The organism is Dellaglioa sp. BT-FLS60 (assembly GCF_054941065.1).
Map to the genome: position 1 here is coordinate 75,680 of NZ_JBSOLI010000032.1, position 25,517 is coordinate 101,196.

Sequence of the window (25,517 nt, forward strand, 5' to 3'; positions counted from 1 at the left end):
TAGACATTTCGGGTAAATGGTCAAATGAAGCTGGGGATTTTATTTATGTATATGGAAGACTTTTTAGATGGACAAGAAAAAATTTCTAATCAAATATTAGAATTACTTCAAACACATGGTGGCTATTTAAGTAAGAAAAAATTAACGGAATCATTACAAATATCTGGTAACTCATTACGAATCTATTTAAAAAACATTGAAGTAAGACTTGAAAAATTCATCGAGTCTGGTCATGTTTTTTTTGAGGTTGGAGCTAATCATGTTAAATTTGGCGTTGATGGGACAACGAACTTGTCCAATATTGGTAACGATCTGTTAAGACATTCATACAAATATAAAATAATTATGTATTTATACATGAATGAAACATTGAATTTAATTGAGCTCGAGAACGAATTGCATATTAGTGGTTCATCAATAACAAGACGAATTAAAGAATTGAATGAGACGTTGGCAGAATTCGATTTAAAAATTAGAAATCGACGACTTGTCGGTACTAAACTCCAATTAAATTATTTTTATTATCTATTTTTCATTAGAGTTGCGCCTTTTACGAATAGGGAAGAACTTTTATCAAAAAGTGCAACAGTTAATGAGTATGTTGAGGTATTGAATAAACAATATGACTTAGAATGGTCTGATGATGAAAAATTTAGTGTGTATTTATGGCTTAAAATTCTGATTCGTTTGAATTCATATAAGGAACAACAAGAAGAAAAATTAACGTCAGCTTCGCGTGAATTAATTAAAAATAATCCAGCGTACGCTAAGGTTAAAATCAGTTTTTTCAGATTCTTAAAAAAATACGCATTGTCTTTTGTTGAAGAAGATGCAGTTGGTCTGTATTACTTTTTAATTGGTTTTGATTTAATTAAAAATGATTCCGAGTTATATGTACAAATTAAGGATGACGATATTGATAAGGAAACGCCAATTAATGCGGCAATTAATCTTTTTTGGAGTGATATTGAGGAAAATACTTATTTCAAAAATGACTCAAAAATTAACTATAACTTATTTAATTTATACAGTAAATTAGCCATATTTAAGGGTGAAAGTTTTATTTATAATCGAACGATTACAGAATTTAATCGTAAATCATTAGAGCGAGAAGATTTTACCCAAATTGTTCAAAAATTATTGACTGCCTATCAATCTGTGACACAATTTGATGGATTGAATTCTCAAGATGATTTATATTATTTACAAAATCAATATTTATATATATTGAATATTTTAAATTTTGAATTTGATGATGTCTTAAAAATTGGGCTATTAATCAATCGTGATCCAATTATGGAGAAATTGACTATGATTATCATGGAGCGCGTTTTGCACAGTGTTTTGAACGTTCAGGTAGAGATTTTTCAAGAAGATAAAGATTATGATTTAATTTTGACAAATAGGATGGGTATGAGCCAGGAACAATTTAAGTCACCGTTATACGTCATGTCAGAGATTGGGGTCAGTTCTGATGAAGCCATCGCTAATGTGGTAAGTGAAGTTATAGAAATTGATAAAATTAAAAAAATAAATGTCCAAAGTTTGGAGGAAGAATAATGAAATATGTCATTGTTGGTGGCACACATGCTGGGATAGCTGCCGCTAGAACAATTTTAAAATCAGACTCGACTGCTGAGGTTGTCATTCTTGAAATGAAGGAAAGCGTTAGCTATATTTCATCTGGAATTAATTTGTATTTGGATGGGGTTATTGATGACTTACCAGATGCAAGCTATGCAACACCTGAATTATTGGAATCTGAAGGAATTGAATTAGTATGCAGTACCGAAGTCTTGCATGTCAGTCCAAAAGATCAACGAATCTATGTGATTGATTCGGCTGGACGTTACAGTTATATTAATTATGATAAATTGATTTTAGCCAATGGGTCCAAGGTGGTTAAGCCAAGAATAAAGGGGATTAACAATAAAAATGTCGTTCTTTATAAAAATCTAGAAGAATCACAACATGCGCTAGAACAGTTGAACTCAGCAGGTAAACGTATTGTGATTGTTGGGGCGGGATTAGTGGGATTGGCATTAGCTAGTTCAATTTATGAGAGACATAAGGGTGAAAATGTCGATATTACATTTGTCGAAGTAATGGAAGGTATTTTAACACGTTACGTGGATAAAGAAATTGGCGCTCGTTTAATTAGTGACTTAAAAGAAAAAGGTATGAAATTTGTTTTAAAAAATGATGTTCATTCTGTTAACGTTGATAAAAATGATAAAATAGTCAGCGTTTCAACAACTGATCAGGAGATTGACTGTGATTTAGTTGTCTTTTCTGTTGGTTTAAAACCAAACAATGATTTTTTGAGAGGGACAATTGAACTCAATCAAAATAACACTATCAAAATTAATGATTACATGCAGACAAGCGATGAAAATATCTATGCTGCTGGTGATAATGTTGAATTTAAGCAAACGGTGAGTCAACGTCGACAGTATCAACCACTTGTTAATAATTCTGTTAAAGGGGCAATTGTTGCTGCCTATAATTGCATGGGATTATTTGAACCTGTTAAAGTTGAAACAACTCAGGGGACAACGGGAACAAAATTATTTGGCTATTACATAGCGACTACGGGAATTACTGAAGAAAATGCCCCTTATATGGGGTTGGACGTTTTATCTAGTACAATTGAAGAAAAAATTCAGTACAATTATGTTAAAGATGGGTCTGCCATTATTGTTAAAGTTATTTACATGAAGGATACTGAAATAATTGTTGGTGCACAACTTTATTCAGAACATGACATATTAGATGTTGTTAATATCATGTCAGTAGCGATTAATATGCAAATGACGATGGCTAAATTAGCGACAATGGATTTTTATTTTAATCCAGAATACAATAAAGCGTTAAATTCTTTAAATGAAGTGGCACTTGCGAGAACTGTTAAAGGGCGTCATATAGGCGAATAGAATTAAAAATATCAATAATTGAGGGTTAACCCTCAATTATTGATATTTTTAATTCCTTTTTATGTGACATACTAGGCATTGTAAATAAATGATTCACAGGGGTTTTATTGATTAGTATATAGAATATCGAAGAGAAGATGTAGTGTGGGGACGCTTATTTTTCTGAAAGAGGTTACTTAATGTAAATTAGGTAACTCTTTTTTTTACCAAAAATAAAATTGGTATAGATGTTTAATGGAATTTAAAACGTTGTCTAAATGCCCTTTTTGACTGGATTATATATTATTTGATTTTTTTTGGTCTATCATGTAATATAATTTCATAAGAGAAAAAGGGGATATAAAATGAAAAGTTATTTACAAAGAATGGGACGCTCGTTGATGTTGCCAATCGCAGTTTTACCGGCAGCAGCATTATTAGTTGGTATTGGGAATTGGTTACCGCAAGATTGGTTCGCGGCAACCTTTATGCAGGCTGGTGGGAGTGCGATTTTAAATAATTTAGCACTCTTGTTCGCAGCAGGATTGGCTTTAGGAATGTCGACTGACAAGGATGGGGCTGCGGCACTAGCTGGTGTTGTGGCATTTGAAATTCCCGTCAAAATGTTGGAACCAACTTCAATTGCAACGTTATTAGGTATAAAAGTTGCAGATGTTAATCCAGCGTTTAGTTCCATAAGTGGAAATGTTTTTATTGGTATTATTGCGGGATTGATCGCAGCCGCAATGTATAATCGTTTCCATAATGTAAAATTACCGATGGCTGTTTCATTTTTCAGTGGGAAACGGTTAGTGCCAATTATGTCAGCGCTTGTGATGATTTTTGTTACGCTGGCCTTACTATTCGCATGGCCAGTCGTTTATGCATGGTTAGTTGCATTTGGTAAATTCATGGTTGGACTCGGTTGGGTTGGGGCTGGATTATACGGGTTCTTCAACCGTTTATTGATTCCAACCGGACTACATCAAGCATTGAATTCAGTTTTTTGGTTCGATGTTGCTAAAATTAATGATATTGGGAACTTTTGGAGTAACACAGGAATTAAAGGGACAACCGGTATGTATATGGCAGGCTTTTTCCCAATTATGATGTTTGGGTTACCAGCTGGTGCTTATGCTATTTATCGTAATGCTTTACCAGAACGGAAAAAAGAAGTTGGCTCATTGATGTTAGCTGGTGCTTTTGCGTCGTTTTTCACAGGTGTGAGTGAACCTTTAGAATTCTCTTTTATGTTCGTTGCTTGGCCTTTATACGTCATTCACGCGGCATTAACTGGATTGTCTTTGGCGTTTGCTGCATTTATGCATTGGACAGCCGGGTTTACATTTAGTGCGGGATTGGTTGATTACGTCTTGAGTTTACGTGTGCCGATGGCTAATATGCCATTGATGTTACTCGTACAAGGGGTTGTTATGGCAATTATTTACTACACACTATTTAATTTTGCAATCAAAAAATTCAATTTAATGACACCTGGTCGTGAACCAATTGCTGATGATATTCAAATATCATCAGAATTAGGTGACGATAAATATGCACGCCAAGCTCAAATTGTTTACGCTGCCCTTGGTGGTAAAGACAATTTAACAGTGGTTGATAATTGTACAACACGTCTCCGTTTACAAGTTAAAGACACAAGCCTTGTTAATGAAGCTGCGCTTAAAGCATCAGGAGCTGCTGGTTTTAAGGTGATTGATAAAACGAATATTCAAGTTGTTATTGGGACTGAGGTTCAATTTGTTGCTGATGAACTTGGTAAATTATACGAGGCAAAAGTGGATTCAATCTCACTCAGTAATGATGAACTACAAGCAAATGTTGATAAATTAAACGATACAGCTAACGATAATGATACAGTGGTTGTTGGTCATGAATCATTTTATACAGTCGCAGATGGCGAATTAATGCCTATTTCAGACGTAAAAGACGAGACCTTTGCTGAAAAAATGTTGGGTGACGGTTATGCGGTGGAACCAACGAATGGTGAGATTTATGCGCCAGTTGCTGGTAAAGTGGCAAGCATTTTCCCAACGAAACATGCAATTAGTATCATGACTGAAACGGGATTAGAAGTTCTATTACACATGGGTATTGATACGGTTCAGTTGGAAGGGAAACCTTTTGAAGTGGTTGTTTCTGAAGGTGATACGATTAAAAAAGGGGACTTAGTTGCACAGGTTGATTTAGACGCAATTAAAGCCGCTGGTAAAGAAACGACAATGATGGTTGTTTTAACAAATATGGATAAAGTTTCTGATATTGCATTTGAACATTTGAATGAAACTGTTAAAGCGAATGAAACTTCAGCAACTGTCCAAACTAAATAAGAATAAGTAAAAGCAGACCGATAGTTTTGGTCTGTTTTTTTGGTATAGATAGGGATTTAGGTTAAAGGACTGATGTGACACTATTGTAAGACAGGTAGCTAAGTATTGGTATTGATAATTCGACCATGGTATAGTATTTGTAAGCGCATTATAAAATTGAAGGAGGTTATTGAAATGAATCCCTATTATTTAATGTTATTAGGAAAAAGATTTCCAACCAAACAAAGTATTGTTACCGAAATTATAAATTTAGAAGCCATTCTTAACCTGCCTAAAGGAACAGAGCATTTTGTTAGCGACATTCATGGTGAATATAATGCTTTTCAGCATGTTTTAAGAAATGGTTCGGGCAATGTGAAACAGAAGATTCAGGAAACGTTTAATGGCCGTTTAACTGAAGAAAATATACAAGATTTTGCGATATTGATTTATTATCCTGAAGAGAAATTGATTGCTAAAAAGCAACAAATAGCATCACAATCTGAATTAGAACAGTGGTATTTGGATACGATTGGTAGAATGATTGAGTTGTTACAAAAAACGGCAACGAAATATTCACGATCAAAGGTGAGAAAGGCGCTATCACCTGATTTTATGTATATAACGGAAGAATTATTATATAGTAATGCCCACGAATTGGATCAAAGAGATTATTACAATCGGATAATCGAAAATTTAATCAAATTGAACCAAGCGGAAGCTTTTTTAACAGTGACTGCGTATACGATTCAACGATTAGTTGTTGATCATTTACACGTAATTGGGGATATTTTTGACCGTGGTCCCAATCCAGATAAAATTATGAAGACTTTGATGGATTATCATTCAGTTGATATTCAATGGGGGAATCATGATATTTTATGGTTAGGCGGAGTGGCTGGGTCGCCTTTATGTATCGCTAATTTACTGCGAATTTGTGCAAGATATAATAATTTAGCAATTGTTGAAGATGCGTATGGTATTAATTTACGGCATTTGGCAACATTCGCTGATAAAATGTATCAAGATAACCCAGCGTTTTCACCTAAAACAAATTCAGCACAAGAAAAAATTACAGAAGACGAACGCCTTTTGATAACAAAAATTCATCAGGCAATCGCGATTATCCAATTTAAATTAGAAGGCCAGATTATTCAACGTCGTCCTGATTTTGATATGGCGAACCGTGCAATATTAGAAAAGATTGTGGCTAATGGGACGAAAATCAACAGTCATGGTAAGCAATATTCATTACAGGATACTTGTTTTCAGACGATTGATTGGGCAAATCCGTACGAGTTAACGAGTGATGAATCAGAAATAATGGATAAATTGGTACAATCGTTCATTCATGCGACTAAGTTACGAGAACATCTCGATTTTATGATGGCACGTGGCAGTATGTTTAAGCGATATAATGGTAATTTGTTAGTGCATGGGTGTGTTCCAGTTACACAAGAGGGTAAATTAGAGAGCTTTGATCTGAAGGGACATTCATATGCAGGGCCAGAATTATTAGCTTTTTTTGAAGATAATTTACGAAAAAGTTATGCCGAGCCAAAAAAATCAACGGATCTTGAGACGGATTTATTATGGTATCTCTGGCAAGGACCAAAATCACCATTATTTGGGAAACACGCTATGAAAACTTTTGAACGTTATTTTATTGCCGATAAAGCGGTTCAAGTTGAAATACCAAATGCGTATTATGAATTGCGACATGACGAAGATTTTTGTCGTCATTTATTAGAAGAATTCGGACTTAATCCGGATAACGGTAAAATAATTAACGGACATACCCCAGTTAAACGGGGACACGAACCAGTCATGGCAAACAAAAAGATGATTGTGATTGATGGAGGCTTTTCTAAAGCGTATCAGTCAACTACTGGTATTGGCGGATACACACTGCTTTCTAATTCATATGGGTTGCAATTGGTTGCACATCAGCCATTCACGTCTAAATGGGATTCAATCGAAAATGGAACTGACATTATTTCGGTGAAACGGATTGTTGACAGTGAGGTTAAAAGGCAAACCATTGCTGAAACGGATATGGGTAAAGCGTTAGCTAGTCGTGTTGTAGAATTAAAAAAATATTTACAAAGCAAATAAAAAATCTTACTTTTTAGTAAGATTTTTTTTGTTGATAATCAATTTTTCAAGGCGATCTTCATTTTCACTCATTCGAAGGTAGGCAACGAAATGATAGATAATACCAGCTACCAGGAGAAATCCAGATAACCAAATATTGATGAAAGATAAGAGAATGGATGCCCCATAAATTGCCATTGAGCCAAGAGGATCAAAGCGAATTGATTGGTAATAAGATTCTGGTTTGGCTTTTGATTTTAGATAAGAGTGTTGGTTAACGTAAAAATAAATAATCAAAAAAGTTCCTGAAATGAACAGCGCAACTAAATCATAGAAGATAAAGGCTGTTCGAATATCAGCGGTATTACCTGATGCTAAAACGGATGATATTAAGGTCATTGGGTAGTTAATTAAGGTAATCGAGAAGAGCATTAGTAAATTCAAAATGTTCAGTCCCCGGTCAGTGATTTTTAAACCAGCAATATAGTCATGATGAAATAGCCAAAGCGTGCCTACATATAAGTAGGAAATAAGATAAGTGGCAAATATGGGCCATTGATTCAAGACTTCAGTTAATAAATCGCCTTTTGTAAAACGATCTAAATGAAATTCAAGGACCATAATTGTAATTAAAATTGAGAAAACACCATCACTAAAGGCTTGGACACGATCAAGTTTCATATTAAATCCCCCAAATACTTTGTTTATAATTAGTCTCATAATAGCGTTACAAAGCCTTTTTTGCAACTAAATAGCTGTAAATTTTGATTAGTGTGTAAATGTGAGAAAAGATGCGGTATACTAATGATAGTAAGCGGTTTCGTATTTTTGTTAATGTGTAAGGGAGTAGTGAGTAACTTGGGAGATCGAAAAAAAGATATTTATAACCTTTTGAAAAATAAAGGAACAGCAATGAATGCCACACAGATTGCAGATGAACTTGAGTGCAATCGTGCTAATGTCAGTCGTTATTTGAATGACTTGTATAAATCTGGTGAGGTCACAAAGAGCGATGGACGGCCAGTTCTGTACCAATGGTCGTCAGTTGAAGAAAAAGAAAAACAACAGGTAAAAGCTGACAATAAAAGTGGCAAAGAAATGACCTTTAAAAAATTAATTGGCGCTAATGATTCGTTAAAAGTGATGATTCAGCAAGCAGAAGCAGCTATTTTATACCCACCAAGAGGATTACACACTATTATTTTTGGTGAAACAGGGACTGGTAAATCGCTATTTGCTGAGTGTATGTATCAATTTGCATTAGAATCAAAGATGGTAAAAGCGGAAGCACCCTTTATTCGCTTTAACTGTGCGGATTACGCGAATAATCCACAGTTACTTTTTGCGCATATATTTGGTGTGAAAAAAGGGGCCTATACGGGTGCTGATCAAGATAAAAAAGGGTTGATGGATAAGGCTGATGGCGGAATCTTGTTCCTAGATGAAATCCATCGGCTACCTCCTGAAGGACAAGAAATGTTGTTCACCTTCATTGACAAAGGGTTTTATCGACCTTTAGGAGAATCTTCAATTACTAAAGAAGCAAGTGTGCAGATTATTGGGGCAACGACTGAAACATCTGAAAACTTTTTAAGTACGTTTAATCGTCGTATTCCAATGGCAATCACGTTGCCACCTATTTCAAAGCGGACGATTGATGAGCGCTATGGGATGGTCATGAATTTCTTTGAACAAGAAGTGGGTCGTTTGAACCAAGATATTGTTGTTGAACGCGATGCCATGCTTGCGTTAATGTTATACGAGCCAGAAGCCAATATTGGCCAAATTCAACGAGATATTAAAGTCGTTTGTGCAAAGGCCTTTTTGTATTTTAGAACGCATGAAACAGCGTCATTGTATATTAGATTAAAAGATTTACCACTAAATGTTCAAAAAGGACGTTTAGAAGGTAAAGCGAAGTATAAGAAAATTGATGCTTTAATGGATCGTTTAGCAAAAAGAACAAATGAAAAGAATACAAAAGTTGTGACTTTTAAAAATAGTGAGATAGTAGAAAAAGATGATCAAAAACCAACCGTTTACGAAACAATTGATAAAAAAGTTAGTGAAACGGATCAACAGAATTTAAAATCATTAAGTCTTAAAACGTTAATCGATTCAGATAACAAAGGTTATTTTAAAGATTATGTTGAGCAGTTATCAGGTGAAGGTGTACGAAAAGAATTATTACCAGATGACGTTTGGAAGGTTACCAATGAAGTATATGACTTAGCACAAAGTAAGTTAGGTCAAAAATATAATGAGAATGCGCGATTTGCTTTTGGATTACATTTGGTTAGCGCAATTGAACGAATTCGAAAAAATGTCGTTATCGTCCATCCTGATTTGAATAATTTACGTCAAAAAAACCCTAAGGCTTTTCGTGTTGCGTTAGAAATGGCAGACCGAATTGAGCACGAATTTGATATTGAGATTCCGTTAGACGAAATCGGGTTTATCACTATGTTTTTGAGTTCTGATTTAAGCGAAAAGAAACAACAAAATGAAATTAAAGTTGGTATTATCGTATTAATGCATGGCGCATCAACGGCTTCTTCTATGTTGCAAACGGCGCAAGAGTTACTGGGCACAACCAAAGGTAAGGCAATTAATATGCCACTGGATGTGAACGTTTCAGAAATTTACAATCAAGTGCGAGATTATGTGCTAGAGAATCAGGACCAATTAAAAAAAGGGTTGTTACTTTTAACTGATATGGGTTCATTAACGAGCTTCGCATCAATGTTAGGCGAAGAAACGGGAATTAATACACGAGCCGTTTCGATGACGAGTACATTGGTTGTACTTGAATCGTTAAGAATTGCGATTGCTGGTCGTGAGTTGGAAGATATCTATGCTAATGCACAACATATTTTTGAATCGTCTGTTAAAGAACAATTTTTCCATATGCGTCCTAGAAAAAAAGCGGTTATTGTTGCTTGTTTTACTGGCGAAGGTGTTGCTGCAAGATTATATGACCGTATTGTACCTATTGTAAATGAAGATGAAGTAAAAGTTATTCGGATGCAATATTTAGAAAAAGATGCTTTTAAAAAGCATATCAACACATTAATGCGGGATTATGATGTGAAAGCGATTGTCGGAACTGTTGAAGTTTCTTATCAAAGAGTGCCTTTTTTCTCGGCCTTAGATATCTTTAATGATGATACGTTACAAATTTTGAAGCGCATGTTATCTGATAATGATTTAACACAAGAAACAATTACAGCGTTAGAAGGCAGCATTAATTCGGTTAACTCTGTACCAGATTTAATTCATACCGTCCAAACAATGATTATTAAAATTCAATCAGACTTACAGATTGTTCTTGATCCTGAGATTACCGTGGGAATAATGATGCACCTGGCCTTTTTAGTAGATTCAAGATTGAAGGATCAACCAATTAAACCATTTAAGAATGTTCAAGAATTTTCTGCGGAAAATCATTTACAAATGGAAATTGTTAAAACGGCGTTAATTATTATTGAAAAAATGTATAATATTAAAATTTCAGATGACGAAGTTGCTTATATTGTCGAAATATTTATGGGCAATATGTTGAATAAAACCAGTGTGTAATAGTGAAAGAGTAGTGTGTGTGTAAAAATAAAAGTCTTAGAAAACGCTTTCAGAAAGCCTTTTCTAAGACTTTTATTTTTTGGCACGGAACTTGCGTATATAAGAGTATAAATAGAAAAAGGAGTGTCAATTATGAAAACAATTATGTTAGTTTGTTCAGCGGGTATGAGTACAAGTTTATTAGTATCAAAAATGCAAAAAGCTGCAGAAGCAGAAAGCTACGAGTCAGATATCTTTGCAGTTGGAGCTTCAGAAGCAGATTCAATGCTTGAATCAAAACCAGTTGATGTTTTGATGTTAGGCCCACAAGTTCGTTTTATGAAAGACGAATTTGAAAAAAAGGTTGCTGACAAGAATATTCCAGTAGAAGTTATTAACATGCAAGATTATGGCATGATGAATGGCGAAAAAGTTCTTGCAACAGCCAAAACATTGCTTAAATAAAAAGGAGGTGTCCGGTATGGATGAAAACGACGCACAAATGCAAACAATCATGGGGTTAATCGTGAATGGTGGAAACGCTAAGAGTGATTCTATGGAAGCAATTCGAGCTGCTAAAAAAGGTGACTTTGAAACAGCAGCTGCTAAATTGGCTGATGCAGATAAATCATTAATTGAAGCACATCATTCTCAAACAGCTATGTTAACACAAGAAGCCTCAGGTGATCCGGTGCCAGTTAGTTTATTAATGGTTCATGGTCAAGACCACTTAATGAATGCGATTACATTTAGAGACTTAGCCGGCGAAGTAGTAGACGTTTACAAAAAGATAGGATAAGAATTATAATCTAAGGAGGAACTACTCATGGACAAATTTTTAAAATGGATGGATATTCACTTTATCCCAGTAGCTTCAAAAATCGGGGCACAAAGACATTTGATAGCAATTCGAGATGCCTTTGTTGTTATTATGCCACTTATGATTTTGGGTGCTTTAGGAACATTAGTTAATAATCTTCCAATTCCAGGCTTTTCAAATTTAATGAATGGCTTATTTCCAAAAATAGTTAATGATGCTCCAATTTGGCAAAGTTTAGGTGGCGGCGTTTGGAATGCAAGTTTCGGTATTATGTCATTATTCATTGCATTCTTAGTTGCTCATAACGTTGCAAAATCATACGGTAAAGATGGTATCGCTGCTGGTACAGTATCAGTTGCTTCATTCTTTGCTCTTGGTGGCTTACAATTAGCTGGTATGACATCAACAGGATTATTCGTTGCACTTATTGTTGCTTTAATTTCATCAGAATTATTCCAACGTTTGAGTGGTAACAAACATTTAATCGTTAACATGCCTGATGGTGTTCCACCTGCTGTAGCAAAAGCATTTGCTTCATTATTCCCAGCAATGATTGTTGTAACAATCTTTGCCTTTATCAATACATTATTCCAAGGATTCGGCGTAACTGATATTATTGCAGCATTCTACAAACTTGTTCAAGAACCATTCATGGGCTTGGCAAATTCATACCCATCAGCATTATTATTAGCATTCATTTCACCATTCTTATGGTTCTTCGGTTTACATGGTGCTAATATGATTGATCCACTAATGCAAACAATTAACGCACCTGCTATTGCAGCTAACGTTAAAGCACTTAGTGAAGGTAAAGCAATTCCTTACATTGTTAACAAACCTTTCTTTGATTCATTCGTTAACTTGGGTGGAACTGGTGCAACAATTGGTTTGATTATTGCCATCTTCATCGTTGGCCGTAAAAACAAACCTTACAAAATGATTGGTTCTTTATCAGCAGCTCCTGGTATTTTCAATATTAATGAACCAATGATGTTTGGATTACCAATTGTGTTGAACCCAATTATGTTCGTGCCATTTATCTTAACACCAATGGTACTTGTAACGGTTGCTTATATTGCGACTGCTACCGGTATTGTGCCAGCAGCTACGGTAATGCCTCCTTGGGTTACACCACCAGTAATTGGCGGAATCTTAGCAACTAAGAGTTTAGCAGGTGGTGTTTTAGCCGCAGTCAATGTGGCTATCTCAGTATTAATCTACTCACCATTTGTTATCTTAGCAACAAGACAAATTGAAAAAGATGAAGCAGCAGCTTCAGAAAACAAATAAAATAAAAGCAAATCTCTTTACGTAATTTTATGTAGAGAGATTTTGTGCTAAATAAAGGAGTTTACTATGGTTAAATATGAATTTCCAAAAGATTTTTGGTGGGGGTCTGCTGCAAGTGGGCCACAATCTGAAGGCCGTGTTTTAGGAGATGGAAAAGCTGATAATATTTGGGATGCTTGGTATCAATCAAGTCCCGAAAAGTTTTTCAATCAAGTTGGTCCTGAAAAGGCATCAAGGGTCTATCAAAAATATGCAGAAGATATTTCTTTGATGGAAAAAACAGGTCATAATTCATATCGTACCTCAATCCAGTGGTCACGATTAATTCCAAATCCATTTACTGGAGAAGTTAATCCGGAAGCTGTTACCTTTTATAATCATCTTATTGATGATTTAATTGCTGCTGGTATTGAACCTTTTATTAATCTCTATCACTTTGATATGCCAATGGTCCTACAAGAAATGGGAGGTTGGCTAAATCGTGAAGTTGTCGATTTATACACTGACTACGCAGAAACGTGTTTTAAATTATTTGGGGATCGTGTTAAAAAATGGTTTACTCAAAATGAACCAATTGTTCCCGTTGAAGGTGGCTACTTATATGGTTGGCATTTACCTGATGAACGTAATTTGAAGCATGGAGTCCAAGTTGCTTATCATGAAGCTTTAGCGAGTGCTAAAGCAGTTGAAAAGTATCATGAACTTAATTTAGGTGGAACAATTGGGATTATTTTAAACTTAATGCCAACGTATCCAAAAGATGAAAATAATCCAGCAGATGTTAAAGCAGCTCAATTTGTTGATGGTTTCTTTAATCGGTCATTTTTAGACCCTGCAATTAAAGGAACTTTTCCACAAGATATTGTTAATTGGTTAGAAGCATATGACTTGATGCCAATCTACCATCAAGATGATTTAGCCGTTATTAAAGACAATACGATTGATTTATTAGGTGTGAATTATTATCAGCCAAGACGAGCAGCAGCTAAGGTCATCAAAGATGAACCAGAAGGTGAAAATGGTTGGATGCCTGAAGATTTCTATACCGTATATGATATGCCTGGGAAAAAAGTAAATCCATATCGTGGCTGGGAAATTTATGAAAAGGGTATTTACGATGCTTTAATTAATATTAAAGATAATTACGGTAATATTGATTGCTTTATCTCAGAAAATGGGATGGGTGTTGAAGATGAAGCCAGATTTATTAATTCTGATGGCCAAATTAATGATGATTATCGAATTGAATTTATTAAAAATCATTTGAAGTGGGTTCACAAAGCACTTGAAGAAGGCAGTCATGTCCATGGTTATCACATGTGGACATGTATGGATAATTGGTCATGGTTGAACGCCTATAAGAATCGTTATGGATTTATTAGTATTGATTTGGATAACGAAGCGAAACGAACCATTAAAAAGAGTGGTTACTGGTTTAAAGAAATGACGGATCAGAACGGCTTTAATGATTAGAAAAATGGAGGTGAATGACTCATGGAAGTTGAAATGAAATTAAAGATTCCCGCAAAATATTTATTTGATCAGATTATGGAATCTGTATTATATGATATTCATGCTCAAACAGGTCGTAAATTAACAAGAAATCAATTAGATGGATTTGAATTCACCAAACAATTTACTAAAACCCAATCGGCTGAACTAAAAGTTACCAAAATGATTGAAAATGAAAGTTATCATTTTCAAACAGATAGTAACCGTAATAAGTTTGAAGTAGGATACGATATTAAAGTAATCGATGACGGTCATTGCTTATTAAGCTATAAAGAATCAATGACGTCTAAAGGTAAAATGCAACAAATGAATGACGCTTTTATGAGTATGATTATGAGTTTCTTCAAGAAGAGAAATTTCAAAAAAATGATTAAACAAATTGAAAGTAAGTACACGACTAATTAGAGAATAGGAAAAGGAGTCAATCGACATTTATCGATTGACTCCTTTTTTGTGTTAATCCAAAATTTCAACACCGATACCAATGACACCAGGCCCAGCATGAACACCAAGAGCTGGAGAAACGTCACCAAAGTAGAAATGCGCGGCATTTGGATAATTAGTTTTTAATTTTTCTAAGATACTTGCGGCTAAAGTTTCATTATTACCGTAAGCAACGGCAATATCAAAATGTTCAGCATCGCCAATTTTATCATCGACGAGTGACAGGAATTTTTTCAAGGCCGCTTTTTCACCGCGAGCTTTTGCGATGGGATAGTAAATACCATTTTCATCACATGAAATAATAGGTTTGATATTTAAAAGGTTACCCATGAGACCAGCAACACGACCAATACGGCCACCAACTTGAAGATAGTGTAAGGTTGGCACATAGAAAAAGACGCTACTTTCATCAACGGCTAATTGAACTTTTGTGACAATTTCGCCAAAGTCATCGCCTTCTTTGATTAGGTTTGCTGCGAAAATACCAGCTAATCCACTACCAATTCCAATATTCTTCGTATCGATAATTTCAACAGTTAATGGCGATAATTTTGCGAATGTTTTAATGGCGTTGTAGGTACCAGATAACCCACTTGAAATGGTTGTTGCAATAACATGTGTATAGCCATCAGCTTTAATTTGTTCAAAAATATCGTTAATTGCGCCACCTGCTGGTGTTGCGGTTGTTGGAATTTCAGTTTCCATACGTTCATAGACTTCTGCAGGTGAAATAGAAATGCGATCTAGGTAAGTTGTGTCACTAAATGTAATTAAAATAGGGACCATGTAAATATGTTCTTGAGCCATAAAATCCTTAGGAATATCTGAACCAGAATCGACTAATATTGCAATTTTTTCTTCTCTCATGATTGAGGAGCCTCCTTCATTAGTATGACGAGTTTTTCACTGATAATATGATTAATGACGGCACTTGCGGCCGATCGTTGTTCTAATTCAATGATTGTTGTTTCAGTTGTGACTGGCTTTAAATTAATATTAAATGTTAATGATTTAACTTGTTCGTTAAAAATTAGGGCAAAATTTGTGTAAGCTTCCTCGGATGAATTGTCGACTAAAAGTTGATCAATGCCATCCTTGATAACATCTAATGGAAAAGCAGATTTTAAAAGTGTAATAACAATAATCGCTGCTAAGTGTTCTTTATGGTATCTTTTTTTGATTGGTTTGAACATAATTTCTTTTTTTACGTAATTATTAACCATTGTAGGCGTTACAGGTGTTAATTTTAGTGGTTCTAGATATTGGTTCACAAGTTTAATGGATTGATCCATATAAAGATCTAATTCTGGAAAATCAGTCCAATTAGGTAGCGTGATTTCTTTTAAGTTATCTAACCAATTTAAAAAAGATAGCGGAACCTTTTGACTCAAATGATAACCCCCTTAACGTAATAACTTCATGTTATCATTTTCATCTAGTGTTGTAAACTAGATTGAGTTGTTTCTTAAAGCATGTGTATAATTTTATGTCTATATAGGGATAAAAGTTGTACACTATAATGGTATTTAATAACGAGAAGGAGTGACTTATTTATGATGGAACAAGCATGTACAACCATTTTAGTTGGTAAGAAAGCCACAATTGATGGCTCAACAATGATTGCTAGAAACGATGATACATTTTTGCCTATTACACCACAACGATTCTTAATGTACCCTGCAGTAACAGGGCGTCATGAAACGTTAACTTCGAATAAAAATGGTTTTACCGCACCATTGCCAGAAAATGGCTACCGCTGGACAGCAACACCTAATGTTGAAGTATCAAGTAAAGGTGTTTTTGATGAAAGTAGTATTAATGAAAAAAATGTCGCAATGAGCGCAACAGAAAGTGTCTATGCTAATGAACGTGTTTTGGCCTATGATCCTTTAATTAAAAATGGTTTGGCTGAAGATTCATTACAAACAATGGTTGCACCTTACATTGAGTCAGCAAAACATGGGGTTGCATATTTAGGGGCCTTGATTACAAAATATGGGTCACCTGAAGGAAACGGCGTCTTATTTAGTGATAAAAATGACGTTTGGTACATGGAAATTGTGACCGGACATCATTGGATTGCGCAACGTATTCCAGATGACGCTTATGCGGTTGCAGCTAATCAAGTTGCGATTCAAGAAATTGATTTTAATGATGCTGATAACTTTATGTGGTCAGACGGCATTCGTGAATATGTTGAAGAACATCATTTGAATCCTGATAAAACGGGCTGGAATTTCCGTCATATTTTTGGAACAGATACAGAAAAAGACCGTCACTATAACACACCTCGTGTCTGGTACGGTCAACGTTGTTTGAATCCTGAAATTGAACAAGAACCTACTTCAAGTGATTTACCATTCATTTGTTATGCAAATAAAAAAATTAGCGTTGAAGATGTGACTGCTATTTTAGGCTCACATTATAATGAAACGCCATATGATCCATTTGGTCATGGCGCTGATGAAGACCGGTTGAGATTCCGACCTATTTCAATGAACAGAACACAAAATGCGCATGTTCTACAATTGAGAAATGAAGTTGATGATGCGCATTCTGCATTAATGTGGATTTGTTTAGGGGTTCCAGCATTTGCACCCTTTGTCCCATTCTACACAAATGCTACAGATACAGATCCTAGTTACAGTGAAACGCCGTTAACGTTGGACATGAACAGTGCTTATTGGATGTACCGAACGGTATCAATGTTGACGGAATCACATTATTCTCATTTTGTGCAAGAAAATGTTGATTACTTGAAGGCTTGTCGTCAACAATTGAAGACGATGGTTGCTGATAGTGATGTAGCATCTGCAACTATGAGTGGGGATGAATTAACGAATTACCTCACAAAACAAAATTACGCTATTGTTGCTGATATGCGTGAAAGAACAATGGCAATGATTGGTCAATTTATTACTGAAGGCTTAACGTTGTCAAAATTAACATTCAATATGGATGCTAATTTATAAAAATAGGTTAAAAAAAGTGTTGCAATCAAAATTGCAACACTTTTTTTATGAATTTAGATTATTTGTTAATTTCGTCAACAGTCCCTTTAGCATCTTTTTCAACTTGCATATCTGAGATTGAGATGTAACCTAATTTTTTGATTAAGCTATTTTGAACTTTGTTTGATTGGATGTAGCTAATGAATTTAGCTGTTGCATATTTAGGTGAACCTTTAGTGTACATATGTTCATATGACCAGATTTTCCAGTTGTTATTTTCAACATTTTTTGATGTTGGTTTAACTTTATCAATTGATAATGCTTGGACTTTGTCATTTAAGTATGAGAAGGCTAAGTAACTGATAGCACCTGGTGTTGAGGCAACCATTTTTTGAACGGTACCATTTGAATCTTGTTCTTGTGTTTGTTTAGCTGTTTTCTTTGGAAGGATAATGCTATCAAATACAGTACGTGTACCTGAACCAGAAGCACGGTTAATCACAACAATTTTTTGATCAGCACCGCCAAGATCTTTCCAGTTTGTAATTTTACCTAAGAAAATATCAGCAAGTTGTGATTTTGAGATGTTAGTAACTTTTGTCCCCTTGTTAACAACTGGGGCAATACCAACAACTGCGACTTTATGATCAACAATCTTTTTAGCGTTAACGCCATCTTTTTGTTCTGCGAAGATATCTGAGTTACCCACTGTAACAGCGCCTGTAGAAACTTGGCTTAAACCAGTACCTGATCCGCCACCTTGAACACCGATGGTTAAACCTGAATGGGCATCTTGATAAGTTTCGGCTGCTTTTTCAACTAAAGGTTGTAAAGCAGTTGATCCAACAATATTAATTTTTCCTGTTATTTTTGTTGCGTCACTTGAAGAAGAAGATGATGATGAAGTTTTACCACATCCTGCTAATAATAAAAGCCCCATTGCTACTACTGAAATAATTGCTGTTTTCTTTCTCATAATTTACTTCTCCTTTTATTTTTGTACTCGTATTTAAGAACAACTTCATAGTATCAGGTAATTGTTATCGTTTTGTATGAATCGTGTAATGATTTATACTAGAAATTGTAAAGAATAGGTAAAGGTCGATTAAAATGTTTTGCTTTTGTGAATAGGGTTGCCTATAATGAAAATCATCCTATTATGACAGATTGTCATAAAGAAAAACAGAAACAGGGGGAGTCAAATGATTCTAGAAATCAAGCACGTTTCTAAAACGTATAATATGGCTGGTGGTACGACATTTAAAGCCTTGAAAGATATTAATGCCTCTTTTGACAAGGGCGAATTAGTTTCTATTGTTGGTGAATCCGGAAGTGGTAAATCAACATTAATGAACTTAATTGGTGGACTGGATTCAAGTTTTGATGGTGAAATTACTTATAATGGTGAAAATATCGGTGATTTTTCTGAAAAAGAATTGGTTAACTTCCATAAAAAGAGTATTGGATTCATTTTCCAAAATTTTAATTTGATTCCTCATTTAAGTTTGATTGATAATGTTGCTATGGCAATGACTCTCTCGAACGTTGATAAATCAGTGCGTGTTGAACGTGCCAAAAAATTATTAACGGATGTTGGTTTACAAGATCATATGACAAAGAAGCCAGATCAAATTTCTGGTGGACAAAAACAACGTGTTGCAATTGCGCGTGCTTTAATGAACGATCCAGATGTCATTATTGCTGATGAACCAACAGGTGCTTTAGATTCAGAGACAACGGATGCTGTCTTAGAAATTATCAAAGATATCGCCAAACGTGGTAAGTTAGTTTTAATGGTTACTCATTCAGATCGTGTTGCGGCTTATTCAAGTCGTGTTGTTCGAATTGATAATGGTGCGATTATTTCTGATGCTGAACAAGAACAACTTGAATTGCATACGAATGAAGATGAATTTAAAGGTGAAACACCTAAAAATTTAAGTCTATGGTCAGCAATTCGATTAGCTGCATTGAATATGAAAGCTAAATTCTCTCGTAATTTACTTGTTGCCATTGGGTCAAGTATCGGGATTATGTCAGTTGTTTTGATGTTGTCGCTTGGTAGAGGTGTGACAAGTTATATTAAAAGTACAATGTCTAGTTATGTGAATCCTAATGTAACGGAAGTCCATATGAAAGCCAAAACGAGTTCGAGTGCTTCAAGCAGTAGTGGCAGTTCTACACCAACGCCAACAGCAGCCACTGGTTCTCAAGCGCAAGCAGCACAAGCTAAGGAACAACAAACACAAATGGCTGCAATTACCGGTCAAACAGGTTCATTTGCTAAGAAAGATATTAAAAAATTAACGAATGTGAACCATGTTGATTCTCTTCAAAAGGGTTATACAGCGATTTCGCTTGGAACAAATACAGTTTCATATAAAGGTAAAAAAGCCAGCTTGATGCAATTGGGGACAATGAACTCAGGAATTACAGCATCAAATATTACTAAGGGGTCAAAACCTGGTAAAGATGGTATTTTATTAGATAAAACAACTGCTGATACATTAGGCAAAAATATTGTTGGTAAAAAAGTCAAAATTGCGATTGTTTACAATGAAAAAACAATCAAAAAAACGTTCAAAGTTGCCGGAATTTATGAAGCCTCTGGTAGTAGCAGCTCAAGTAGTTTAGTTTACTTGAATTATACTGACTTACAACAATTGGTTAAAGATAATCATGAATCAATCAAGCCTAATGTTGTTTACTTGCATACAAAAGATAAAGCTAATACAGCTGGCATTAAAGCTAAAGTGAAGTCATTAGGCTACACGGGTTCAATTCAAGAAAAAATGTCTGAAATGTTTACTCAAATGTTAGATATTTTAACAGATGTTTTAACAGCCGTAGCTGCAATTTCATTACTTGTTTCTGCAATTATGATATTAGTTGTGCTTAATATCTCAGTTGTTGAAAGAACAAAAGAAATTGGTGTAATGAAGGCTCTAGGGGCACGTCGCAAAGATATTCGCCGTATTTTCGTTTCAGAAGCCTTCTTAATTGGATTAGCATCTGGCCTAATTGGTGTCGGGGTAACGTATATTTTAGCCTTCGGGTTAAATGCCTTCTCGATTGCAACATTCGATGTCACAATCGTCAAAGTTACCGCTAGTTATGCATTTTCTGGTATTTTAATTAGTGTCTTGATTAGTATGTTTGCAAGTTTCTTACCAGCAAATAGAGCATCAAAACTTGATCCAGTTGAGTCTTTAAGAAAAGAATAAGTAAAAGCATTGCATTTTTAAATAAAAACGAGTAACATGACAAGTTGTCATATGACAGCTTGTCATTTTTTGCATATAAGGAGGAAATATGCCTAAGAAAACGTATTTTAATTTGGATGAAGATAAACAAAAACGAATATTGAATGCAGCGAAAGAAGAATTTTCAAGAGTGCCTTTAGCTGAAGCATCAATTAATAATATTATAAAAACGGCCGATATTCCGCGTGGTAGTTTTTACCAATACTTTGAAAATAAGGAAGATTTATATTTTTATTATTTTGATAGTATTAGACAGAACCAAACGAAGAAGTTTATGGATACTTTAGAGGCAAATCATGGCGATATCGTAAAGACGATGAAAGAATTCTTTTCCGAAATCATTGCGGATACTGTATCTGGTGAAAATGCGGCGTTTTTTAAAAATGTTTTTGTTCGGATGGATTTTAAAATGGCCCACCATATGCAACCGCATGGCGCCCGACCACATGCAGGAAGATTTCAACACCCTGAGTTTCATTTAGGGGATAAAGTTGACCTCTCATTGCTAAATATCTCTACAGATGAAGAATTGAAGTTATTAATGTTTTCTATGATGAGTCCGTTTATGAGAACAATTAATGATTACTTTTCAAAGCAAAAACAAGGCATCGAAATTCCAGTTGAGGAATTACAAAAAGAATATGAAACAATGGCTAACTGGGTAGCCATCGGCGTTTCGAAAAGAGAGGAACAAGAGTAAATGATAAAAGTAATGAAAAATCGCGTCAATCTTTGGGCAATCGGTGGTGCATTTGTCTTCATGATTGTCCAAGTTATCTGTGATTTATATTTACCAACATTGACGTCTGATATGATTAATAAAGGTGTCTCACAGGGGAACGTTTCTTACATTTGGCAAGTTGGTTATGTCATGTTAGGTGTGGCAGCTATCGGTATTGTTGCTGCAGTTGGAAATGTCTTCATCGCATCCCGATTGGCTCAAAAATTAGGTCGTAGTTTAAGAAGTAACATTTATAAAAAGGTCCTTAATTTTTCAAGTTATGAATTTGATCAAATTGGGAACTCGAGTTTAATTACAAGGACATCAACGGATGTTTTACAAATCCAAAATGTGACAGTAATGATGTTAAGAATGATGATTCAAGCACCTATTATGTTGATTGGTGCTAGTGTCTTGGCTTACAACAAACAAAAAGAATTAACCGTTATATTTCTAGTCGCTGTGCCCATTTTATTCATTTTGATTGCTGCAGTGATGACTTTTGCAGTGCCGTTATTCAAGACGTTACAAAAAAGAATTGATCACATTAACCTTGTTTTTCGTGAAGGATTAACCGGTGTCCGTGTGATTCGAGCATTCAATCAAGATGCCTATGAACAAAAACGATTTGACGGTGTAAATAAAGCCTATACAGATAACGCACGTAAAGTTTTCTCAATTACAGCTGTTATGTCACCAATGATGACTCTAGTTCTTAGTGCAACCAATATCGCAATTATTTGGTATGGTGGGCACTTAATCGGCGACATGTCGATGCAAGTTGGTAATTTAGTGGCATTCATGACGTATGCCATGCAAATTCTATCAAGTTTCATGATGTTATCAATGGTCTTCGTTATGTTGCCTCGTGCACAAGCCGCCGCCGCTCGTATTAACGAAGTTTTAGATAAAAATGATTCGATTGAAGATCGTCCTAATGCAATCACAGTTGATCGTCGTCAATTAGGCGCAAGTCAATTGTCATTTGATAAAGTTAATTTTCGTTATGCAGGGGCTGAAAAAGCAGCTTTAACTGATATCAACTTTGAAGCCAAAGCCGGCCAAACAATTGCTATTATAGGTGGGACTGGTTCTGGTAAATCGACATTAATTAATTTGATTCCACGTTTATTCGATGTTGAATCAGGTGATATTAAAATTGATGGGCAATCGATTTATGAGTTAACACAGGCAAGTTTGCATGATCAAATTTCACTTGTACAACAAAAAACCGTTCTTTTTAAGGGCACAATTAGAAGTAATTTACAATTTGGTAATGAGACGGCAACAGATGAGCAAATGTGGCATGCACTTGAAATTGCACAAGCAAAATCATTTGTTGAAGAATCAGCAGATGGTTTAGATGGCATGGTTGAACAAGGTGGGGATAACTTCTCCGGTGGACAAAAACAGCGCCTTGCCATTGCTAGAGCGTTGGTTAAAAAAGCGTCCGTTTACTTGTTTGATGATTCATTTTCAGCACTTGATTTTAAAACGGATGCTAAGTTACGAGACTCACTTAAAACGGACGCAAATGTTAAAGATAGTGTTGTTCTAATCGTTGCGCAACGGATTTCTAGTGTGACGGGTGCTGATTTAATCTTAGTCATCGATGGTGGCAAAATTGTCGGTAAAGGAACGCATGAAGAATTGAAAGCAACCAATAAAACGTATCAAGAAATTATGCAATCACAAATTAGAGAGGGGGATGCAGAATAATGGCAGATAATAACAAACAATCTAGCCGTCCGGCAACACAACCATCACGAGGCGGCGGTCATCATGGTGGGCCTGGTGGTAATATTGGTCGTCCAGTTGAAAAGCCTAAAAACTTCTGGAAAACAATTGGCCGTTTAGCAAAATATATGTCACCTTGGTTATTTTTAATTGGGGTAGTGTTAGTTCTAGCGATTATTTCTGTTATCTTCCAAGCCGTTTCGCCTAAAATTTTAGGACGAGCAACAACAGAAATTTTCTCTGGTGTGACTAAAGGTTATGCACAAATTAAGCAGGGGCATAAAGTAACTTCATTGCCAATCGATTTTAATGCGATTAAGAACATCTTATTCACAGTTGGTATTATGTATATTGCTTCGGCTTTATTCAGTTTTATTCAACAACTGATTATGACTAATATCTCTCAAAAAACAGTGTACGCGCTCCGTAAAGATATTAAGGCTAAGATGGAACGTGTGCCAATTTCTTACTACGATACGCATCCTAATGGTGATATCATGTCACGTGCTGTGAATGATGTGGATAACATTTCGGGAACGCTGCAACAAAGTTTTACACAGTTGGTGACAAGTGTTGTGACTTTTGTCAGTGTCCTTTATATGATGTTCTCAATTAGTTGGCAATTAACGTTAATTGCCTTGATTATTGTGCCTTTGAGTTTGGGGGTTGTTTCATTAATTGCCCCTCGGTCACAAAAATTCTTTGCGGGACAACAAAAAAGCTTAGGCCTTTTGAATAATCAAGTTGAAGAAACTTATGCAGGCCATACAGTTGTTAAAGCTTTCAATAAAGAAGAAAAAAATATTGATATTTTTGAAAAACAAAATAGTGACTATTATAAAGATTCGTGGAAAGCACAATTTATTTCCGGATTAATTATGCCAGCAATGAACTTTATTAAAAATATTGGTTACGTTTTTGTTGCAGTCATTGGTGGAATTAAAGTCTCACAAGGAACAATTACTTTAGGTAACGTTCAAGCTTTCTTGCAATATGTTAACCAATTCTCACAACCAATTACGCAAATTGCTAATTTATCTAATACAATTCAAGCAACCGTTGCTTCAGCAGAACGTATCTTTGAAGTCTTGGACGAAGAAGAATTGAAAGATGAAAGTAATCATGAGTTACCAATTCCTGATAATGGTAATAAAATTTCCTTTGACCATGTTCAATTTGGTTATTCAGATAAAAAATTGTTGATGACTGATTACAATTTGGATGTTAAAGAAGGACAGAAGGTCGCTATTGTTGGGCCAACTGGTGCTGGTAAGACGACGATTATTAACTTAATTGAACGGTTCTATGATGTTTCGTCAGGATCAATTCGTCTTAATGGTGTTGATACTAAAAATTTAAAACGATCAGATTTACGTCAATCACTCTCAATGGTACTTCAAGATACTTGGTTATTTACCGGAACCATTATGGAAAATATCCAGTATGGTCGTGAAAATGCAACAGATGAAGACGTTTTTGCTGCAGCAAAAGCTGCCCATGTGGATACATTTGTACGTCAATTACCGGATGGTTATCAAACGGTCTTGAATGAAGATGCTTCGAATATTTCGCAAGGACAACGTCAATTATTGACAATTGCTCGCGCTTTCTTAGCTGATCCTGAGATTTTAATCTTAGATGAAGCAACGAGTTCTGTTGATACACGTACGGAAGTCTTGATTCAAAAAGCAATGGATACCTTATTAAATAATCGAACAAGCTTCATCGTTGCTCATCGTCTATCAACGATTCGTGACGCGGATAATATTATTGTGATGGATAATGGCTCTATTATTGAAACTGGAAATCACGATGCTTTGATTGCTAAAAATGGTTTCTACGCTGATTTGTATAATAGTCAATTTACAAATGGGGCTATTTAATTAAA

At 35.2% G+C, this 25,517-nt stretch carries 19 protein-coding genes; 15 read left to right on the plus strand and 4 right to left on the minus strand.

Features of this window, described 5'->3' with window-relative positions; all coding sequences use genetic code 11:
* The first annotated feature begins 45 nt into the window (after window positions 1–45).
* The 4 genes from ACVQ8P_RS04790 to ACVQ8P_RS04805 all read left to right on the plus strand — a co-directional run bounded on the left by ACVQ8P_RS04790 (window position 46) and on the right by ACVQ8P_RS04805 (window position 7,354).
* Window positions 46–1,560: a helix-turn-helix domain-containing protein gene (locus ACVQ8P_RS04790; RefSeq protein ID WP_462297854.1), complete on the plus strand. Its 1,515-nt coding sequence runs from the start codon at window positions 46–48 to the stop codon at window positions 1,558–1,560.
* Entirely contained in the window at window positions 1,560–2,933 is a 1,374-nt protein-coding gene (locus tag ACVQ8P_RS04795; protein WP_462297856.1) for an FAD-dependent oxidoreductase, read from the plus strand. Before ACVQ8P_RS04790 ends, ACVQ8P_RS04795 begins: the two co-directional genes overlap by 1 nt.
* A gap of 344 nt (window positions 2,934–3,277) precedes the next feature.
* The gene (gene nagE, locus ACVQ8P_RS04800; RefSeq protein ID WP_462297858.1) at window positions 3,278–5,260 is read left to right on the plus strand and encodes an N-acetylglucosamine-specific PTS transporter subunit IIBC; all 1,983 of its coding nucleotides are present in this window, start codon (window positions 3,278–3,280) and stop codon (window positions 5,258–5,260) included.
* Window positions 5,261–5,434: 174 nt separating this feature from the next.
* Entirely contained in the window at window positions 5,435–7,354 is a 1,920-nt protein-coding gene (locus tag ACVQ8P_RS04805) for a fructose-1,6-bisphosphatase (protein ID WP_462297861.1), read from the plus strand.
* 6 nt (window positions 7,355–7,360) lie between these two features.
* Here ACVQ8P_RS04805 and ACVQ8P_RS04810 read toward each other — a convergent pair whose 3' ends face one another.
* Window positions 7,361–8,014 carry a TMEM175 family protein gene (locus tag ACVQ8P_RS04810; protein WP_462297863.1) on the minus strand — a complete coding sequence of 218 codons (654 nt, stop codon included), beginning with the start codon at window positions 8,012–8,014 and terminating at the stop codon, window positions 7,361–7,363.
* A gap of 177 nt (window positions 8,015–8,191) precedes the next feature.
* Here ACVQ8P_RS04810 and ACVQ8P_RS04815 point away from each other — a divergent pair, with 177 nt between their 5' ends.
* The 6 genes from ACVQ8P_RS04815 (at window position 8,192) to ACVQ8P_RS04840 (ending at window position 14,918) form a co-directional block, all read left to right on the plus strand.
* Complete coding sequence (locus ACVQ8P_RS04815) at window positions 8,192–10,912, plus strand: sigma 54-interacting transcriptional regulator (RefSeq protein WP_462297865.1); 2,721 nt, start codon at window positions 8,192–8,194, stop codon at window positions 10,910–10,912.
* 132 nt (window positions 10,913–11,044) lie between these two features.
* The gene (locus ACVQ8P_RS04820; protein ID WP_462297867.1) at window positions 11,045–11,356 is read left to right on the plus strand and encodes a PTS sugar transporter subunit IIB; all 312 of its coding nucleotides are present in this window, start codon (window positions 11,045–11,047) and stop codon (window positions 11,354–11,356) included.
* Window positions 11,357–11,372: 16 nt separating this feature from the next.
* Window positions 11,373–11,690 carry a PTS lactose/cellobiose transporter subunit IIA gene (locus ACVQ8P_RS04825; RefSeq protein ID WP_462297869.1) on the plus strand — a complete coding sequence of 106 codons (318 nt, stop codon included), beginning with the start codon at window positions 11,373–11,375 and terminating at the stop codon, window positions 11,688–11,690.
* A 27-nt stretch (window positions 11,691–11,717) separates the two neighbouring features.
* Window positions 11,718–13,001, plus strand: coding sequence for a PTS sugar transporter subunit IIC (locus tag ACVQ8P_RS04830; protein WP_462297870.1), 1,284 nt, complete (start codon window positions 11,718–11,720; stop codon window positions 12,999–13,001).
* Window positions 13,002–13,067: 66 nt separating this feature from the next.
* Window positions 13,068–14,474, plus strand: a complete 1,407-nt coding sequence (locus ACVQ8P_RS04835) for a glycoside hydrolase family 1 protein (RefSeq protein ID WP_462297871.1) — start codon at window positions 13,068–13,070, stop codon at window positions 14,472–14,474.
* Window positions 14,475–14,495: 21 nt separating this feature from the next.
* Window positions 14,496–14,918 carry a DUF3284 domain-containing protein gene (locus tag ACVQ8P_RS04840; protein WP_462297873.1) on the plus strand — a complete coding sequence of 141 codons (423 nt, stop codon included), beginning with the start codon at window positions 14,496–14,498 and terminating at the stop codon, window positions 14,916–14,918.
* 51 nt (window positions 14,919–14,969) lie between these two features.
* Here the strand turns inward: ACVQ8P_RS04840 and ACVQ8P_RS04845 are convergent, their stop codons facing one another.
* The gene (locus ACVQ8P_RS04845) at window positions 14,970–15,824 is read right to left on the minus strand and encodes a DegV family protein (protein WP_462297875.1); all 855 of its coding nucleotides are present in this window, start codon (window positions 15,822–15,824) and stop codon (window positions 14,970–14,972) included.
* Window positions 15,821–16,348, minus strand: a complete 528-nt coding sequence (locus ACVQ8P_RS04850; RefSeq protein WP_462297876.1) for a DUF1836 domain-containing protein — start codon at window positions 16,346–16,348, stop codon at window positions 15,821–15,823. Before ACVQ8P_RS04850 ends, ACVQ8P_RS04845 begins: the two co-directional genes overlap by 4 nt.
* A 162-nt stretch (window positions 16,349–16,510) precedes the next feature.
* Here ACVQ8P_RS04850 and ACVQ8P_RS04855 point away from each other — a divergent pair, with 162 nt between their 5' ends.
* A complete protein-coding gene (locus tag ACVQ8P_RS04855) occupies window positions 16,511–17,929 on the plus strand; it encodes a C69 family dipeptidase (RefSeq protein ID WP_462297877.1) in 1,419 nt (472 codons plus the stop codon).
* A gap of 58 nt (window positions 17,930–17,987) precedes the next feature.
* Here the strand turns inward: ACVQ8P_RS04855 and ACVQ8P_RS04860 are convergent, their stop codons facing one another.
* Window positions 17,988–18,884, minus strand: a complete 897-nt coding sequence (locus ACVQ8P_RS04860) for a phosphate ABC transporter substrate-binding protein PstS family protein (protein ID WP_462297879.1) — start codon at window positions 18,882–18,884, stop codon at window positions 17,988–17,990.
* 226 nt (window positions 18,885–19,110) lie between these two features.
* Between ACVQ8P_RS04860 and ACVQ8P_RS04865 the strand changes: the two genes are divergently transcribed.
* The 4 genes from ACVQ8P_RS04865 (at window position 19,111) to ACVQ8P_RS04880 (ending at window position 25,512) form a co-directional block, all read left to right on the plus strand.
* Window positions 19,111–21,132, plus strand: a complete 2,022-nt coding sequence (locus tag ACVQ8P_RS04865) for an ABC transporter ATP-binding protein/permease (RefSeq protein WP_462297880.1) — start codon at window positions 19,111–19,113, stop codon at window positions 21,130–21,132.
* Between the two features lie 88 nt (window positions 21,133–21,220).
* Window positions 21,221–21,871, plus strand: coding sequence for a TetR/AcrR family transcriptional regulator (locus ACVQ8P_RS04870; RefSeq protein ID WP_462297882.1), 651 nt, complete (start codon window positions 21,221–21,223; stop codon window positions 21,869–21,871).
* A complete protein-coding gene (locus ACVQ8P_RS04875) occupies window positions 21,872–23,611 on the plus strand; it encodes an ABC transporter ATP-binding protein (protein WP_462297883.1) in 1,740 nt (579 codons plus the stop codon).
* Entirely contained in the window at window positions 23,611–25,512 is a 1,902-nt protein-coding gene (locus ACVQ8P_RS04880; protein WP_462297885.1) for an ABC transporter ATP-binding protein, read from the plus strand. The genes ACVQ8P_RS04875 and ACVQ8P_RS04880 overlap by 1 nt, the downstream gene beginning before the upstream one ends.
* Window positions 25,513–25,517: the final 5 nt, after the last annotated feature.

Excerpts from the sequence above, each read along its gene's own strand:
- ACVQ8P_RS04795 (WP_462297856.1), top strand. The coding sequence starts at position 1,560 with ATGAAATATGTCATTGTTGGTGGCACACATGCTGGGATAGCTGCCGCT.
- ACVQ8P_RS04870 (WP_462297882.1), top strand. The coding sequence starts at position 21,221 with ATGCCTAAGAAAACGTATTTTAATTTGGATGAAGATAAACAAAAACGA.
- ACVQ8P_RS04820 (WP_462297867.1), top strand. The coding sequence starts at position 11,045 with ATGAAAACAATTATGTTAGTTTGTTCAGCGGGTATGAGTACAAGTTTA.
- ACVQ8P_RS04845 (WP_462297875.1), bottom strand. The coding sequence starts at position 15,824 with ATGAGAGAAGAAAAAATTGCAATATTAGTCGATTCTGGTTCAGATATT.
- ACVQ8P_RS04865 (WP_462297880.1), top strand. The coding sequence starts at position 19,111 with ATGATTCTAGAAATCAAGCACGTTTCTAAAACGTATAATATGGCTGGT.
- ACVQ8P_RS04825 (WP_462297869.1), top strand. The coding sequence starts at position 11,373 with ATGGATGAAAACGACGCACAAATGCAAACAATCATGGGGTTAATCGTG.
- ACVQ8P_RS04875 (WP_462297883.1), top strand. The coding sequence starts at position 21,872 with ATGATAAAAGTAATGAAAAATCGCGTCAATCTTTGGGCAATCGGTGGT.
- ACVQ8P_RS04810 (WP_462297863.1), bottom strand. The coding sequence starts at position 8,014 with ATGAAACTTGATCGTGTCCAAGCCTTTAGTGATGGTGTTTTCTCAATT.
- ACVQ8P_RS04860 (WP_462297879.1), bottom strand. The coding sequence starts at position 18,884 with ATGAGAAAGAAAACAGCAATTATTTCAGTAGTAGCAATGGGGCTTTTA.
- ACVQ8P_RS04805 (WP_462297861.1), top strand. The coding sequence starts at position 5,435 with ATGAATCCCTATTATTTAATGTTATTAGGAAAAAGATTTCCAACCAAA.
- ACVQ8P_RS04835 (WP_462297871.1), top strand. The coding sequence starts at position 13,068 with ATGGTTAAATATGAATTTCCAAAAGATTTTTGGTGGGGGTCTGCTGCA.
- ACVQ8P_RS04790 (WP_462297854.1), top strand. The coding sequence starts at position 46 with ATGTATATGGAAGACTTTTTAGATGGACAAGAAAAAATTTCTAATCAA.
- ACVQ8P_RS04830 (WP_462297870.1), top strand. The coding sequence starts at position 11,718 with ATGGACAAATTTTTAAAATGGATGGATATTCACTTTATCCCAGTAGCT.
- nagE (WP_462297858.1), top strand. The coding sequence starts at position 3,278 with ATGAAAAGTTATTTACAAAGAATGGGACGCTCGTTGATGTTGCCAATC.
- ACVQ8P_RS04840 (WP_462297873.1), top strand. The coding sequence starts at position 14,496 with ATGGAAGTTGAAATGAAATTAAAGATTCCCGCAAAATATTTATTTGAT.
- ACVQ8P_RS04855 (WP_462297877.1), top strand. The coding sequence starts at position 16,511 with ATGATGGAACAAGCATGTACAACCATTTTAGTTGGTAAGAAAGCCACA.
- ACVQ8P_RS04880 (WP_462297885.1), top strand. The coding sequence starts at position 23,611 with ATGGCAGATAATAACAAACAATCTAGCCGTCCGGCAACACAACCATCA.